Here is a 13,548-nt window from a genome sequence, read left to right as displayed (position 1 = left end):
TATGGCATGAAGGTAACACCCGTTCCCATACCGAACACGAAGGTTAAGCTTCAATGCGCCGATGGTACTGCAGGGGTGACCTTGTGGAAGAGTAGGTTGTCGCCAGGTAATGTGGCTGGATAGCTCAGTCGGTAGAGCAGAGGACTGAAAATCCTCGTGTCCCTGGTTCGATTCCTGGTCTAGCCACCATGGTATGGCGCTATAGCCAAGCGGTAAGGTCAAGGTCTGCAAAACCTTTATTCCCCGGTTCAAATCCGGGTGGCGCCTCCAAAGCAAGAAAAAGTAGTCTAAGTGCTGATATTTCAGTAGATGGGCTGCTTTTTTATTTTATATACTTTTCTTAACAGATATAAACCTTGGTGTTAAGTTTTGCGTGTAAACCTATGTGTAGTTCTTTATAATGATTGCGGTTAAATTAGGAGGGTTACAATGGGTTGCACGCAAGATAAACAGAGGGTTGCACAGAAGTCAAGGAAACGTATTACAATGGATGGCGTAGGGGCAGTAATAGAACCTATACATCAAGAAAAGGAACAGGAATGTAGTTTTAATATGGGTGAGTTCTTGGGATTACACGAGCAGTTTATGACTGTTAAAAGACTGGAAGGACTTGCAACTAAAACACTTTCAGACCATACAACTTTTATGAGGTATTTAAAAAACTGGTTACAAACTGAGGTAGAGGACTACGAGAACCATGCCGTTGAGAAGGGTGTATTTCTACAGTATATTGCTTATTTATTTCAGAAAGAATATAAACCGTGTACAATAAATTTGAGGTTAAGAACGGTTAAATGTTATTTGCGTTGGTTATTTACTGAAAAGATTATTCCTGAGGATATTTCCAGTAAGATAAAGTTGGTTAAGGTGCCAAAGGATACTAAAGAGCCATTAACGGTTGCAGAAGTTAAGAAGATTTTTAAAGTATTAGACTTAACAGAGTATTCACAGTTTAGGGACTTTGTAATTATGTTAGTTATATTGGACTGTGGGGTAAGAATAAATGAGTTATTGAACGTTTCAATAGAAGATTATAACAGTAAGGATAAAATTATTAAGATAGGTGGGGAAACTGCTAAAACAAGAGAATCAAGAATACTACCTATAAGCAGTAAGACAGCTAAGTATATGCAAAAGCTAATAAATATTGCTGAGATGAATAAAGAAGAATATATTTTTAATTCTACTTATGGAAATAGGATAAATTCTGTTAATATTATAAAAAACTTTGCTCATTACGGTAAGAAGGCAGGAATTATAAATAAGCAGACCACACCTCACCAATATAGAAGGTCATTTGCTCTGGAATGTGTCAAAGCTGGTATGGATATATTCACTCTTCAGAAGATGTTAGGTCATGCGAACATTACAACTACGAGGATATATGTCAATTTAGATAATAGTCATTTAATAAACGTACATGAGAGGTTAAATATTATAAATAGATTTCTATAGGGGGCGTAACTGCCCTCTTTTTTTATGCTTAGATTAGGTGAAAGTAAAATTCAATTCTTACTTATTCAATAGGACGGATAGGAGAAATGCCCAATGCCTTCCACCGTTGGTCGGGTTTAATGTAATCAATTTACATTAATGGTATTCTACTTTATGTATATAATCTTTTATGAATAACAGGAGAAACTAGAAATAAAGTAAATGATTCAATAGAATATATATTAGTGAACTTAAGTGGATTTTTATTATACTTTCTTTACCATCTTTTATAGTTGACTTGGAAATCTAATACCAACTCCTAAAGTAATTTAAAATTATTTCTTAATCCATGCCCCGAATGACCCTTTAATGTCGTATAGTAACTGTTAAGGTAAGAGTTACCCCTTCTATTAAAGTTATCCGCCAACCTTATACAGTTAATATAGTAAGTAGTAGTAATAAACTGTATCTTAAATTGTGGTAATGATATCAGCTAACAGAATTTTTGTAGTTTGCATATACCTACTTAATTTCTTTCTATCATTCTTAGCCCAGTTAAATTGCAGAGGAATCTCTGACTTTTCGATTACATCAGTGGCAAGTCCTATGATAATCTTTCTATCAATATCTGTGGATTCCGTCCAGTTTAATTCCTGCAAGTCCATTAACAACTCACTATTTGCGTACAAATCTGTTTTGTCAGGAATTTGTTCATACATATCTGTTGGAATACTGTTCCAATCGTATTTTCGTTTAGCTCTGTTAAGATATTTGCGTTTGTCTTTTGTAAGGCACTCTAACTGCTTGTACAGGTTATTCATAAAGCTTATATCTCTGTTATATACTTTATCTGCTATCCCATCTAGCATGTTATATAGATGTAGCTGAAAGTCAGAAAATAAATCACACCAATCAATATTATATTTTTCTTCCCACTTTTTAGACCATTTCTCAACTGAACCCTTTTCCTGTAATAACAGTTCGTATATAGGGTCATAAACTCCATCTCTAAATAATTGTTCAACTTTAATTTCTATTTCTGTATCCCACATACTGTGATATTGCCTACTCCTAACCTGTTCCTCAAAGCACTCAAAGGAATTAGCTGACGTTTCTGCTAAGTGCCTATTTACTATTCCATTACTTCTATTATTTCCTTTTATACATAGTCCCATATTTTATCACCATAACCGCTCTATTTAGCAGTTTTATCCTTTCTTATCGCTGTATATTCTTGTATAGTATTATTATTGAATTTGTATAAAAAAGGGACTACTGATAATAACATCAGCAATCCAGTAATTCTATATAATAAACTTGTACGTTGTTGCTCAAGTAACTCGTCCTTTTTGCTGTTTAATTTCACTTTATACATTATATTTTCCTCCTACGTTTGCTCGCCAGCTTTATTTTGTCATCAATATTTATGTTGGTAAAGAGGACGTTTCGTGACTGATTATTTAAAATATATCTGTAAAGTAAAAAAAGGCTACCAGCTATTACGCCAGTAACCATATACTGTATACTTGTATAGTGCTAATTATTGTCATGCAACATAGGGAACTATAATGACCCAGTGCTTATGTTGTCAAACTACTGGGGTTACTGGGATACAAGCAGTTTTAACGAGCCGTAGAAACTTAATTACGTTACATAATGTTGACTGCTAGGCACATCTATAGGCTGTTTTCATGTGAATGAGTGGTTAGTCATTTGTTGATTTTGACCTAATTGCTTTCATACTGTTTTACTAATTTGTAGAATGTATTCTTCTTTAATCCTAGTTGCTCCATTGTCTTTACAGCGGTTAGTTCTTTAGCTTTCCATTTTGCATACACTTCTTGCCATTCCTTCGGGTAGTCTGCTTTGGGTCTGCCAATTCCATTACCATTATTCTTTGCTTTTAAAACTGCAATTCCTTCTGCTTGCCGTGTTCTTATATTGGTTCTTTCCTGTTGTGCCATTGTGCTTAATACTTCTAGCAATAGATTGTTTATCATTTCTATTAGCCACTCTTGACCTTCTGCTATCTCCATCATTGTTGTCGGTATGTCTAGTATTTTTACTCTTACACCTTCAGACCTGTAGTATTCTAATTCATCTTTTATTTGTTGTTTGTTTCTGCCTAACCTATCCAATGATTTTATGTAAATTGTGTCACCCTTCTGTACAAACTTCTTTAACAGTTGATATTGTGGTCTTTCCATATCTTTTCCGCTTAACTTATCAGTAAATATATATTTTTCATCATCAACATACTTTTTCAATTCAACCATCTGCCTGTCTAAATTCTGCTCTTTGGTGCTTACTCTTGCATATGCGTATATTCTCATTTGTCCAACCTCCAACATATATTTATCCTATATAAAGATTATAACATAAGCGTTTGTAAAGGTCAATGTAAAAACACAAACGTTTATAAATTAATTATGCACCTTATAAAACGTTATGGATGGCTTAGAATGGTTAATTTAATTCTGTCCTTATAGGTATACCTTTATAAACACATATTATTCAGAATTTACTATGAGCAAAGATTTTAAGGAATGTTAAATCTGTGTTCTCGTCAGTGCGTTAAGCAAATTAATTGCCAGTATGCTAATAGGAGTATTTTCCCTTTATGTAGAAAAAAATTAAAACTTATGGAGGATATAGAATATTTCGTTCACTAGTATAAATTAATGTGGGATTAATATTTGAACTTTGATATAATTGATTATTGGTGAATACGCAATCGTAAAATAAAATATCCCCGATACAATTGTCATTAATATTATAGTTAACCAAAGTATTAAGTTTTGAGAGTTTAGTTAACATTTATGGATTTTTAACATATATATCATCAGAATTATTAATATTTGGAGAGTTAGTGATGTCAATTTTAAAATAATTCAGTTGATCTCAACAAATTGGTTAGAAAAAGAAAAGGTAGTAATTATTCTTGATGAGACTAACTAAAAAATCTAATTAGATACGATATATGAAAGGAGTAATAGACATTGAAAACAGAATTAGAAAACTTAAAAGATAAGTTATTTGCTACTGAAGACGGAAGTATATTTTGGAAGCTGACAGTAAAATTAATTAAGAAAAAGAAGAAGGATAGGAAAGATATTATAGAGATTTTGGGCGAGTATGTAAAGTCAGGAAATATATTTCATATGAGGTCATTTATTCTACCGGATTTAATTGAACTAGTTAACGAAGGAGAAGGGAATTATTCATGGGTATTTGATTATTGCCTCACAGATAAAGATTTAGCATATTGGGGTATTGAGGGATTATTAAAAACCGAAGGTTTAAAAGCTTATGGTACAATCCTTAGTTTGGTTGATAATATTAATTTCAAAGTAGAAGTTAGAGCAAAAGCAATTAAGCAACTAGCAATTTATAGTGGTCAAAAGTTTGATAGAAATCTTTCATCAGACCCCGGACATTGGAAACTGACGGATCTAAGGGTTGCAGAGGTAATTGAATGGGCTAACCAGGGATTTCCACAAGGTGAAGGGTATAAGGAACCTCAAAGACATCCCTCATTGGACAATCCTTCAGATGAACTTGAGATAATTGTGAGCGCTTTGGATAAAAAGTTAGCTAAACAACGGAAAGATAATCAAGATTTAGCTAGCCCAACAAATTGGCTTACAGAATGTAATACAGAAGAACTAAATATTATACTGGATAGATGGGTCTTACCTTCGCTTTATTCAAGGTTCCTAAGATATTATTCCCCACTAAATGTTTTTATAGAGGGCAGAAAGTTTTTGGATGGTTTAGAATTGTTCGGTGTATCTGAGCTTATACATGGTCAAATAGGATACTCATACGATGAAAAGGAGGAGGCGATACCAGGATGGCCTACGAATTTTTTGGTCTTAGGAAACGATAATGCAGATCCATTTTGTTTAGACTTATCTAAATCTAATGGGGAAGATGCTCCAATCGTAAAAGCAATTCATGGTGAGGGAGAATGGAAATTTAAAAAATATGCCCCTGGATTAAAGGAGTTTTTGCAAAAGATAATATAAAAAGGTCAACATCATCTAACAAAATGTTTTCTTCCGCCTTGGTTGGTAGGCTATTTTTATAATATAATGTGTGAAATTATGATTTATAGCTTATATATAGGAACGGTTGATCAATGCTAAGGCACATTCTCCAGCACAAGTGCAGTTGCTATAGGTCAGGTGCAGACCTTATTGAGGAAGGTTAAAAATGTACAAAGGAGAGAAATTAATATGTCAAAATCGATATCTGAATTACAACAGGTTCTTATACAAGGTCAAAAGTTATCAATGCAAGGTTCGTTGGATAGAAGAATGCCTGATAAAAAATCAATACCATATCTAATAGACGCTAGAAAAGGGCTAAAAGAATATCTAAACGAGAACTCTAAAGACGCTTTGGCATTGAGACTATTATCACAGGCCGAAGCATGTCTCTTAAACTACAATTTTGCGCTAAGTTATCTAGAAAAGGCAATAGAAATATCGGGGAAAAATAAAAGTGATTTAAAAAGATTAGCCGCTTTGAAGGAATGTCAATCTCAATGGGAAGAGTTGGAGTTAACACCTGACCATTTAGATTCGCTAGGAAATTTTCTTGATAAAAAGCTTAGAGTATGTGCATGTAATTATACTTTAGACCTCACTAAGGAATGGCTAGATAGTAATGTTGCTAAAAGTAAAAAGCCGAGGATAGTAAGGGCTATTCAAAATCAAGGTGGTTTTTGTGATTGTGAAGTTCTTGCAAATGTAATAGATTAGTAAAAACGCTAAGATTATGTTGGTTTACCGTGTAGCTCGTCTATGTTATACTTAGGATATAAACCTATACATTAATAAAGACTACAAGCGGTTAAATACGCATAGATACAGGGGTTGCCAGTTTAGTAACTGAGAAAGGTCTGCAAAACCTTTATTCCCCGGTTCAAATCCGGGTGGCGCCTCCAAAACAGTAAGAAGTAGTCTAGATGCTGATATTTAAGCATCTAGACTACTTTTTTATTTTTATTGTATAATATGGTAAGTTATAGAAGTTAATATATAACATGTATTTTCATATATTGTATTTGATATATATAAACAAATAAATTATTCATTACACTTGTCGAAAGTTAGTAATATAGAGATAAACGTAGAAATACATATATTGATGCAGATATACTAAATTAAATGGAGTAGAAGGCTATATATTGAGGTATGTAAACTATAGTGAACTTAGTACAAGTAGATTTATATATCAAATGCTAGTATAATCACTTATGTTGGGTACAAAACTATTTATGCCTAACGTTTTACGGTAATTTAGGGGGTCTGGATTTTATGTATAAAGAAATGGTTCAAAGAAAAAAGTTTCCAGCTATAGTATTATTGTTTATTATATTAATTATGTTTATATGCCTATCAGACTTATTACCTAGATCAAGTATGGGTAGCATAAATATTAAAACTTTTGTAACTATGTTCTTTAATACACTAATGATAGCTCTATGTTATATGGAATTTTCAAAATGTAAGGTTAAGTATAAGTACCTAATTGTAGCAGATCAATTCATCATTCATAAAATAAAAGGTGAAGAGGTTACAATATTAGAAGATATTAAGCTAAAGAATATAGAATTTATTGGTAAAAATAGTAATTTTACTTCAAAGAAACATATTTGTAGTTCAAAGAACTATATCTGTTCTACATTTAATGGAAGCAAATTTTGTTGTGTATATAGTGTAGGAGATAAATTAAAAAAGTTTTATTTTCAACCTAGTGATAGTCTTATGAACAAGATTGCGGTGATAAAAGGGAAATCGTTATTAACACTATAAATGAAAAAGAAGTATAATTTTATTAAAATTATACTTCTTTTTTTATGTTTAAATATATAATTTAAGTTATTTATGTTCAATGATAATTTCTTTTAATAAATCTTGTTTTTCTATAACGTCAAGACCTGTTATAGCGAGGGCTTCTGCAGCTTTAATTATATTTTCTTTGCAGAAGTCTGTTTGAGTTTGTAGAGCAAATAGAGGGGATGGGCAACTAATTAAGGGATTTGTTGTAATACATATAGATGGATATATACATGGTGTAGTGTGACTTACAGCACCTATTCCGAGTCCGTATAATGAATCCTTACAACATGTAATGTCTATAATACCGCATTCTTTCAAGTTGTGAGTAAATATTCTTGATAAAGATTTATTGCTCAAAAGTTCTTGCGAAGGTAATTCAAATAAACTTATCTCTTGTGATAGGGGTACTACTTGGGACATTGAATGGATAAGGTCTACGATAGTTTTCTCTATTACTCTAGCATATGTTAGGGTAGAAGCCCTTAAATAGAATTTAACCTCTGATTCAGAAAATATATTAGTATGTGTAGAAGCATTTGTTATACAAATGTTATCAATAGAACAATCATTATTTAATCCCTTTAACAATTGGCTTATTGAACTAAGTATCAACAGGTAGGAATCTAAAGATGAAAAATTATTTGAGCTACCAGTACCAGATTGTTTACATCTAATCTTAATTGGTATTGTTGCCATAGATGTGCCACTTTCTGCATTATTTATATCGCAATGAGGTGCAATTATAACGTCCATATCCTCAAAACACATATCTTTTGTTAAAGTTAATTCGGATCCATTAGTATACTCTCCTGGGCATCCTACTACAATTACACTTCCACCACTTTTAGATATTACCTTTGATAACCCTAATGCTGCACCAATAGACATACTAGCATTCACATTATTACCAAATATATGACCTCCGTTTTCAGTAGATGTGTATTTACATAGATAACATATTTTTGGATGGCCAGTTCCGTATTGAGCATAAAAAGATGTTGGAATGTCACAATAGTTTTCCTCAATTTTGAAATCATTAGCTTTTAACATATTTAGTATGTAAGAACATGCTTTGTATTCTTTATAATTTATTTCGGGATTAGTATAAAGAAAAGTCGATAAATTATATATATCCTCTTTTATGCTGTTTATATAACTTATAATCTCTTGTTTCATAGACTATTCTCCTCTCAAAATGCAAATGATTATTAATATATTTAGTATACCCAAAGTTACAAAAATATAATGATAATATCAAATAAAATTTAATAAGGTCATATAATAATCTTTAATAGCTAGTTATGGAATAATATGTATATAAATAAAATGAAAATTATTATGTGGACAAAATAAGAAAGCGTACCTAGTTGAATATTATATATTATAAGAGGCGATACTTTAGTTAGTTTATGGCACCAGAGAATGTTTAAGTTATGAAATTTAAGGGGGGAAATATGAAAAAAGAAAATTGTATTATATGTAGAAAGCCTCTAAATGATGGTATAATAATAAATGGTAGAGGAATTTGCAATAATTGTGAAGGAAGAATCATAGATTCAAAGGCTAATACTGATTTCTATGAATATTACAAAAACTGTATAAGAAAAACTTTGGTACAGTTTATGCCAAGAGGAGTGACTAAGGATTGTCAAGATTACCACTTGTAGATGGAGTGTTAACATATATAAAAGAAAAGAATTTATCCTTTTGTATGCCAGGACATAAAGGTGGACTTGGTTTTTTGAAAACAACAAAGGGCAGGCAGTTTTATGAAAATTGTATAAAAGGAGATATAACTGAGGTTGACGGTCTAGATAATCTCCATCATGCGGAGGGGATTATACAAGAATCTCAAAAGCTTTTGAGTGAATATTACGGAAGTGTTAAATCTTATTTTCTAGTGAATGGTAGCACTAGTGGAAATTTAACAATGATTTTTTCATCATTTAATGAGGGCGATAAAATTATTGTAGAGAGAAATTGTCATCGTTCTATATTTAATGCCATTATTATGAGAAAACTAAGGCCAGTCTATATTAAAAATAAAATTCATTCAAAATATGATGCTCCTTTACCTTTTGATAAGGAGCATTTTCTTACTTTATTGAGTCAAAATAAAGATGCTAAAGGTATTGTTGTTACGTACCCTAATTATTATGGGATATGTTTCGATTTATCCTATGTTATAGAAGTGGCTAAAAAGTATAATATAAAGGTATTAGTAGATGCTGCACATGGAGCTCATTTTGGCGCTAATAAGTTATTACCCAAAAATCCTTTAAAAATGGGAGCTAACATGGTAGTTATGAGTGCTCATAAAACATTACCTAGCTTAACACAAACAGCATTTTTGCATGTTGGTGAAGATGTGGACATTAGTAAGGTAGACTTCTATGTTAGTGCATTTCTAAGTACGAGTCCATCGTACATGCTTTTATGTTCTATGGATTATGCAAGAGCTTATATTGAGGAATATGGTGAAGAGGATTATGGTAGATTAATTGAAATGTGTCAGATTAGTAGGGACAAAATTAATAGATTAGACAAGTTCTATATTTTAGGGCAAGGAGATTTATTAAACGGATTTGGAAATAACAACATTATTTCGAATAATAATTATACTATTGATTTAACCAGGTACATATTAAATGTCCCTAAAGGTTATAGTGGACATAAGTTATTAGAATATCTAAGATCAAAAAAAATTCAAGCTGAGATGAGCGATAATAGAAATGTAGTCTTAATATTTTCCACATTTAATAAGTCAGCGGATTTTGAAACATTATATATAGCACTTAAAAACTGCGATATGGACACTTTAAAGGCTCCTTATGTAGACTTAATTGATTATGATATGCCTTTGACCGTAATGCTCCCATATGAAGTGATGGATAGGCAGAAAATAATAGTAGATTTAAAAAACTCAGAGAATAAAATAAGTGCAGTGTCGATAGTTCCATATCCACCAGGGATACCAATTGTAATGCCTGGTGAGATAATATCTAAGCAAACTATAGATGTTATAGAATATTACCTGTTATGCAACGTCACGGTACTTGGAATTGATGATGGTAAAGTAGCAACAGTGGAAAAATAGGTATTATTAATGTTATATGTTAATATACACATATATTTGAGGAGGGGATTCCATGGAGAGAGGACGATTAATAGCACTAGAGGGACCAGATGGTTCGGGAAAAACTACTCAAATACAATTATTAGAAGAATATCTAAAAGAATTGGGATATGAAGTGGTAAGAACTAGAGAACCTGGAGGCACAGAAATAAGTGAGAAAATTAGAGAAATAATACTAGACAATGACAATAGTAATATGAGTTATATGTGTGAGGCGTTACTTTACGCTGCGTCTAGGGCTCAACTAGTTAGTGAGGTTATAAAACCAGCGCTAAGTCAGGGAAAGATAGTCATTTGTGATCGTTTTGTTTATTCATCTATGGTATATCAAGGTGCAGGGCGTGGTCTTGGGATGGATAGAATAAAAAGCATTAATGAAGCAGCACTTGATGGACTTGAAGCAGATTTAGTATTTATGATTACAATTCCATATGAAGAAGGATTAAAAAGAAAGAAAATGCAAAAGACTTTGGACCGCCTAGAAAACAGTGGGAATGAGTTTCATAAAAAAGTTTTTCAAGGTTACTTAGATATTTGTAGAAAATATGATAAAATAGAAGTAGTAGATGGGAATAGAACTGTAGACGAAATCCATAAAGATATAATAAACATAATTAAAAAAATAAAATTATAAAGGATGGGATAAAATGAAACTAGTTATTGCAATAGTTCAAGACGATGATGCAAATGATTTAATTGAAGTTATTACAGACAAGGGTTTTAGGGTTACAAAGCTTGCCACTACAGGTGGATTCTTGAAATCAGGTAATACAACATTACTAATTGGAGTAGATAAAGAAAAAGTAGATGATGTTTTAGCTATTATTGAAGAGGTTTGCAAAGAAAGAAAACAGATAATATCATCACCATCACCTGTAGCTGGTTCTACTGGAGTCTACATGCCATTCCCTATTGAAGTTGATGTAGGTGGAGCAAACGTATTTGTAGTTGATGTAGACAAGTATATAAAGGTATAACTAATTAAAGGCAAGTATATATAAATTTATACTTGCTTTTATTCATGGAGGATTAAAATGAGTTTTGAGAGCATAATAGGACATGATAGTATAAAAAATCAAATAAGTAATTCAATAAAGTTAGATAAACTATCTCATGCTCACCTTTTAGTTGGCGAGGATGGAATAGGTAAAAGTATACTTGCTAAGAATATAGGGCTTATGATACTTGGAAAAGATCTAGATAAGCAATATGTTGATTTAATTGAATGGAAAGTAGAGAAGAATAAAAGCACGATAGGTGTTAATTCTATAAGAAGTCTAGTTGAAGAAATTAATAAAAAACCCTTTGAAGGAGATAAAAAAGTTATAATTGTATACAATGCTGATAAAATGACAGTTCAGGCTCAAAATGCTTTTTTAAAAACAATTGAGGAACCACCTAAAAATGTGACTATATTTTTATTGTGTGAAAATCTAGAAGTTATATTGGATACAATCAAATCAAGATGTCAAATACACAAATTGAAATCCTTAAATCTTAATGAGATGGAACAATTTTTAAAAGTAAGATATCCTGATCTACATTTAGACCAAATAAAAGTTAGTATTGCTTTCAGTGATGGAATACCAGGAAAAGCTGAAAAATATATTGAAGATAATAATTTTAAGGAAATTAGAGATATTACCTTGGAAATATTACTTAAGCTTAATAGCGCTAGAACTGAAGAATTAATTAAATACGAAAAAAAATTATCTAATCAAAAGGAATGTTTTGAAGAAATATTAACTGCATTTCTTTCGTATATTAGGGATACCATAATATATAAAGAAATTGAAGAAGAAAATTTAATTATTAACATTGATAAGATATTAAATATAAAAGAATTAGCTAGTATATTTTCATTTAACAAATTAAATGGTATTATAAATATAATAAATGAAACTAGGGATAATTTAGTTAGGAACGTTAACCCAGGGTTAGCGTTTGAAGTAATGTTACTTAAAATGCAGGAGGTTTAAGATGGTTACAGTAATAGGCGTAAGATTTAAGAAAGCTGGAAAAATATATTATTTTAGTCCTAACGATATAGATATTCAAAAGGGAAATAAGGTTATTGTTGAAACAGTCAGAGGAATAGAATTTGGGGAATGTGTTATTGGTAAAAAGGAAATAAACGAAGATGATATAGTATCTCAGCTTAAATCTGTTATTAGAAAAGCTACAGATTCAGATGCGGAAAAAGATTTCGAAAACAAAAACAAAGAAAAAGAAGCATATGAAGTATGCTTGGATAAAATACATAAACATGAACTTGATATGAAGTTAATTGATGTAGAGTATACCTTCGATAATAATAAAGTTATATTTTACTTCACAGCAGATGGAAGAGTAGATTTTAGGGAACTCGTAAAGGATTTAGCAGCAGTATTTAGAACCAGAATAGAACTTAGGCAAATAGGAGTTAGAGATGAAGCTAAAATGATAGGTGGGCTTGGACCATGCGGCAGACCTATGTGTTGTTCAACATTCCTCGGAGAATTTGCACCAGTTTCTATAAAGATGGCAAAAGAGCAAAATCTATCATTAAATCCTACAAAAATTTCAGGAATATGCGGTAGACTTATGTGTTGTTTAAATTATGAACAGGATACTTATGAAAAAATAAGAAAAACTTTACCTATTGTAGGGTCTGTAGTAGATACACCTTATGGAAGGGCAGAAGTTATTGGGAACAGTGTTGTAAAAGAAGTTGTAAAAATCAAAATGAAAATTAACGGTACCGATGAAGAAATAGTAGAAGTTAAAATTGAAGACTTAACATTAGTGTCTGGAAGATATGAAGATGCTGTAAATGAGGAAGATATTAAAGCAGAATTAGCTAAGAGTGGTGAAGATGCATATATTATAAAAGAATTATTTAAGGATAACTAGGGGGTAGAGATGAAGTCAGTTATAAAAGTGCTTAATATGAATAATTCAGATGATATTAGTAACATTAATTTAGCTATATCAAATAATCAAGGCGTAATTGCTTGCCAAATAAATGGTGACACTAAAGAAATAGAAATAATATATGATGATTATTTCATTACAGTAGATAATCTGATTGAGTCAATTGAAGAAGCCGGTTATGCAGTTATATAAAAAAACAGAGAAAATTTTCTCTGT

At 31.4% G+C, this 13,548-nt stretch carries 15 protein-coding genes, 2 tRNA genes and 1 rRNA gene; 14 read left to right on the top strand and 4 right to left on the bottom strand.

Translation table 11 applies throughout. The features are described from left to right. From rrf to KPL55_RS16680, 4 genes are all read left to right on the top strand, one after another. Window positions 1-108, top strand: a 5S ribosomal RNA gene (rrf, locus tag KPL55_RS16695); the annotation flags it as partial. A 5-nt stretch (window positions 109-113) separates the two neighbouring features. Then, window positions 114-189: transfer RNA gene (locus KPL55_RS16690), tRNA-Phe, on the top strand. Window positions 190-195: 6 nt separating this feature from the next. Then, a tRNA-Cys gene (locus KPL55_RS16685) sits at window positions 196-270 on the top strand. 159 nt (window positions 271-429) lie between these two features. After that, window positions 430-1,455: a tyrosine-type recombinase/integrase gene (locus KPL55_RS16680; protein ID WP_216307876.1), complete on the top strand. Its 1,026-nt coding sequence runs from the start codon at window positions 430-432 to the stop codon at window positions 1,453-1,455. Window positions 1,456-1,904: 449 nt separating this feature from the next. Here the strand turns inward: KPL55_RS16680 and KPL55_RS16675 are convergent, their stop codons facing one another. The 3 genes from KPL55_RS16675 to KPL55_RS16665 all read right to left on the bottom strand — a co-directional run bounded on the left by KPL55_RS16675 (window position 1,905) and on the right by KPL55_RS16665 (window position 3,767). After that, the gene (locus KPL55_RS16675; RefSeq protein WP_216307875.1) at window positions 1,905-2,609 is read right to left on the bottom strand and encodes a hypothetical protein; all 705 of its coding nucleotides are present in this window, start codon (window positions 2,607-2,609) and stop codon (window positions 1,905-1,907) included. A gap of 20 nt (window positions 2,610-2,629) precedes the next feature. Beyond that, window positions 2,630-2,809 (bottom strand): hypothetical protein, encoded by a 180-nt coding sequence (locus KPL55_RS16670; protein WP_216307874.1) that lies wholly within the window; start codon window positions 2,807-2,809, stop codon window positions 2,630-2,632. Between the two features lie 352 nt (window positions 2,810-3,161). After that, window positions 3,162-3,767: a recombinase family protein gene (locus KPL55_RS16665; RefSeq protein ID WP_216307873.1), complete on the bottom strand. Its 606-nt coding sequence runs from the start codon at window positions 3,765-3,767 to the stop codon at window positions 3,162-3,164. A 666-nt stretch (window positions 3,768-4,433) separates the two neighbouring features. Here KPL55_RS16665 and KPL55_RS16660 point away from each other — a divergent pair. The 3 genes from KPL55_RS16660 to KPL55_RS16650 all read left to right on the top strand — a co-directional run bounded on the left by KPL55_RS16660 (window position 4,434) and on the right by KPL55_RS16650 (window position 7,256). Beyond that, complete coding sequence (locus tag KPL55_RS16660) at window positions 4,434-5,462, top strand: SMI1/KNR4 family protein (protein ID WP_216307872.1); 1,029 nt, start codon at window positions 4,434-4,436, stop codon at window positions 5,460-5,462. Window positions 5,463-5,672: 210 nt separating this feature from the next. Next, on the top strand, window positions 5,673-6,200 hold the full coding sequence (locus KPL55_RS16655; RefSeq protein ID WP_216307871.1) for a DUF2695 domain-containing protein: 528 nt from the start codon (window positions 5,673-5,675) through the stop codon (window positions 6,198-6,200). Between the two features lie 558 nt (window positions 6,201-6,758). After that, window positions 6,759-7,256 (top strand): DUF6106 family protein, encoded by a 498-nt coding sequence (locus tag KPL55_RS16650; RefSeq protein WP_216307870.1) that lies wholly within the window; start codon window positions 6,759-6,761, stop codon window positions 7,254-7,256. A gap of 66 nt (window positions 7,257-7,322) precedes the next feature. On the opposite strand, the gene KPL55_RS16645 is transcribed toward KPL55_RS16650, so the two are convergent. Beyond that, window positions 7,323-8,459 carry a zinc-binding metallopeptidase family protein gene (locus KPL55_RS16645; protein ID WP_216307869.1) on the bottom strand — a complete coding sequence of 379 codons (1,137 nt, stop codon included), beginning with the start codon at window positions 8,457-8,459 and terminating at the stop codon, window positions 7,323-7,325. Between the two features lie 278 nt (window positions 8,460-8,737). Between KPL55_RS16645 and KPL55_RS16640 the strand changes: the two genes are divergently transcribed. From KPL55_RS16640 to KPL55_RS16610, 7 genes are read left to right on the top strand one after another with little or no spacing between them, the layout of a single operon-like run. Continuing rightward, the gene (locus KPL55_RS16640; RefSeq protein WP_216307868.1) at window positions 8,738-8,950 is read left to right on the top strand and encodes a sigma factor G inhibitor Gin; all 213 of its coding nucleotides are present in this window, start codon (window positions 8,738-8,740) and stop codon (window positions 8,948-8,950) included. Next, a complete protein-coding gene (locus KPL55_RS16635; RefSeq protein WP_216307867.1) occupies window positions 8,929-10,380 on the top strand; it encodes an aminotransferase class I/II-fold pyridoxal phosphate-dependent enzyme in 1,452 nt (483 codons plus the stop codon). Before KPL55_RS16640 ends, KPL55_RS16635 begins: the two co-directional genes overlap by 22 nt. A gap of 52 nt (window positions 10,381-10,432) precedes the next feature. Further along, window positions 10,433-11,053 carry a dTMP kinase gene (tmk, locus tag KPL55_RS16630; RefSeq protein ID WP_216307866.1) on the top strand — a complete coding sequence of 207 codons (621 nt, stop codon included), beginning with the start codon at window positions 10,433-10,435 and terminating at the stop codon, window positions 11,051-11,053. A 13-nt stretch (window positions 11,054-11,066) separates the two neighbouring features. Further along, window positions 11,067-11,396, top strand: coding sequence for a cyclic di-AMP receptor DarA (gene darA / locus KPL55_RS16625; protein WP_216307865.1), 330 nt, complete (start codon window positions 11,067-11,069; stop codon window positions 11,394-11,396). 57 nt (window positions 11,397-11,453) lie between these two features. After that, entirely contained in the window at window positions 11,454-12,398 is a 945-nt protein-coding gene (locus tag KPL55_RS16620; RefSeq protein WP_216307864.1) for a DNA polymerase III subunit delta', read from the top strand. A gap of 1 nt (window position 12,399) precedes the next feature. After that, on the top strand, window positions 12,400-13,311 hold the full coding sequence (locus KPL55_RS16615; RefSeq protein WP_216307863.1) for a PSP1 domain-containing protein: 912 nt from the start codon (window positions 12,400-12,402) through the stop codon (window positions 13,309-13,311). Between the two features lie 9 nt (window positions 13,312-13,320). Beyond that, window positions 13,321-13,524 (top strand): heavy-metal-associated domain-containing protein, encoded by a 204-nt coding sequence (locus KPL55_RS16610; RefSeq protein ID WP_216307862.1) that lies wholly within the window; start codon window positions 13,321-13,323, stop codon window positions 13,522-13,524. Window positions 13,525-13,548 lie beyond the last annotated feature (24 nt).

The sequence above is a fragment of the Clostridium lacusfryxellense genome (assembly GCF_018861735.1).
Classification (GTDB): domain Bacteria; phylum Bacillota; class Clostridia; order Clostridiales; family Clostridiaceae; genus Clostridium_AD; species Clostridium_AD lacusfryxellense.
Note: the sequence above shows the minus strand (reverse complement) of the source record. Positions and strands in the feature narration are given on the sequence as shown.

Coding starts and splice junctions, on each gene's coding strand:
- KPL55_RS16680 (WP_216307876.1), top strand. CDS start 430: ATGGGTTGCACGCAAGATAAACAGAGGGTTGCACAGAAGTCAAGGAAA.
- KPL55_RS16675 (WP_216307875.1), bottom strand. CDS start 2,609: ATGGGACTATGTATAAAAGGAAATAATAGAAGTAATGGAATAGTAAAT.
- KPL55_RS16670 (WP_216307874.1), bottom strand. CDS start 2,809: ATGTATAAAGTGAAATTAAACAGCAAAAAGGACGAGTTACTTGAGCAA.
- KPL55_RS16665 (WP_216307873.1), bottom strand. CDS start 3,767: ATGAGAATATACGCATATGCAAGAGTAAGCACCAAAGAGCAGAATTTA.
- KPL55_RS16655 (WP_216307871.1), top strand. CDS start 5,673: ATGTCAAAATCGATATCTGAATTACAACAGGTTCTTATACAAGGTCAA.
- KPL55_RS16650 (WP_216307870.1), top strand. CDS start 6,759: ATGTATAAAGAAATGGTTCAAAGAAAAAAGTTTCCAGCTATAGTATTA.
- KPL55_RS16645 (WP_216307869.1), bottom strand. CDS start 8,459: ATGAAACAAGAGATTATAAGTTATATAAACAGCATAAAAGAGGATATA.
- KPL55_RS16640 (WP_216307868.1), top strand. CDS start 8,738: ATGAAAAAAGAAAATTGTATTATATGTAGAAAGCCTCTAAATGATGGT.
- tmk (WP_216307866.1), top strand. CDS start 10,433: ATGGAGAGAGGACGATTAATAGCACTAGAGGGACCAGATGGTTCGGGA.
- darA (WP_216307865.1), top strand. CDS start 11,067: ATGAAACTAGTTATTGCAATAGTTCAAGACGATGATGCAAATGATTTA.
- KPL55_RS16620 (WP_216307864.1), top strand. CDS start 11,454: ATGAGTTTTGAGAGCATAATAGGACATGATAGTATAAAAAATCAAATA.
- KPL55_RS16615 (WP_216307863.1), top strand. CDS start 12,400: ATGGTTACAGTAATAGGCGTAAGATTTAAGAAAGCTGGAAAAATATAT.
- KPL55_RS16610 (WP_216307862.1), top strand. CDS start 13,321: ATGAAGTCAGTTATAAAAGTGCTTAATATGAATAATTCAGATGATATT.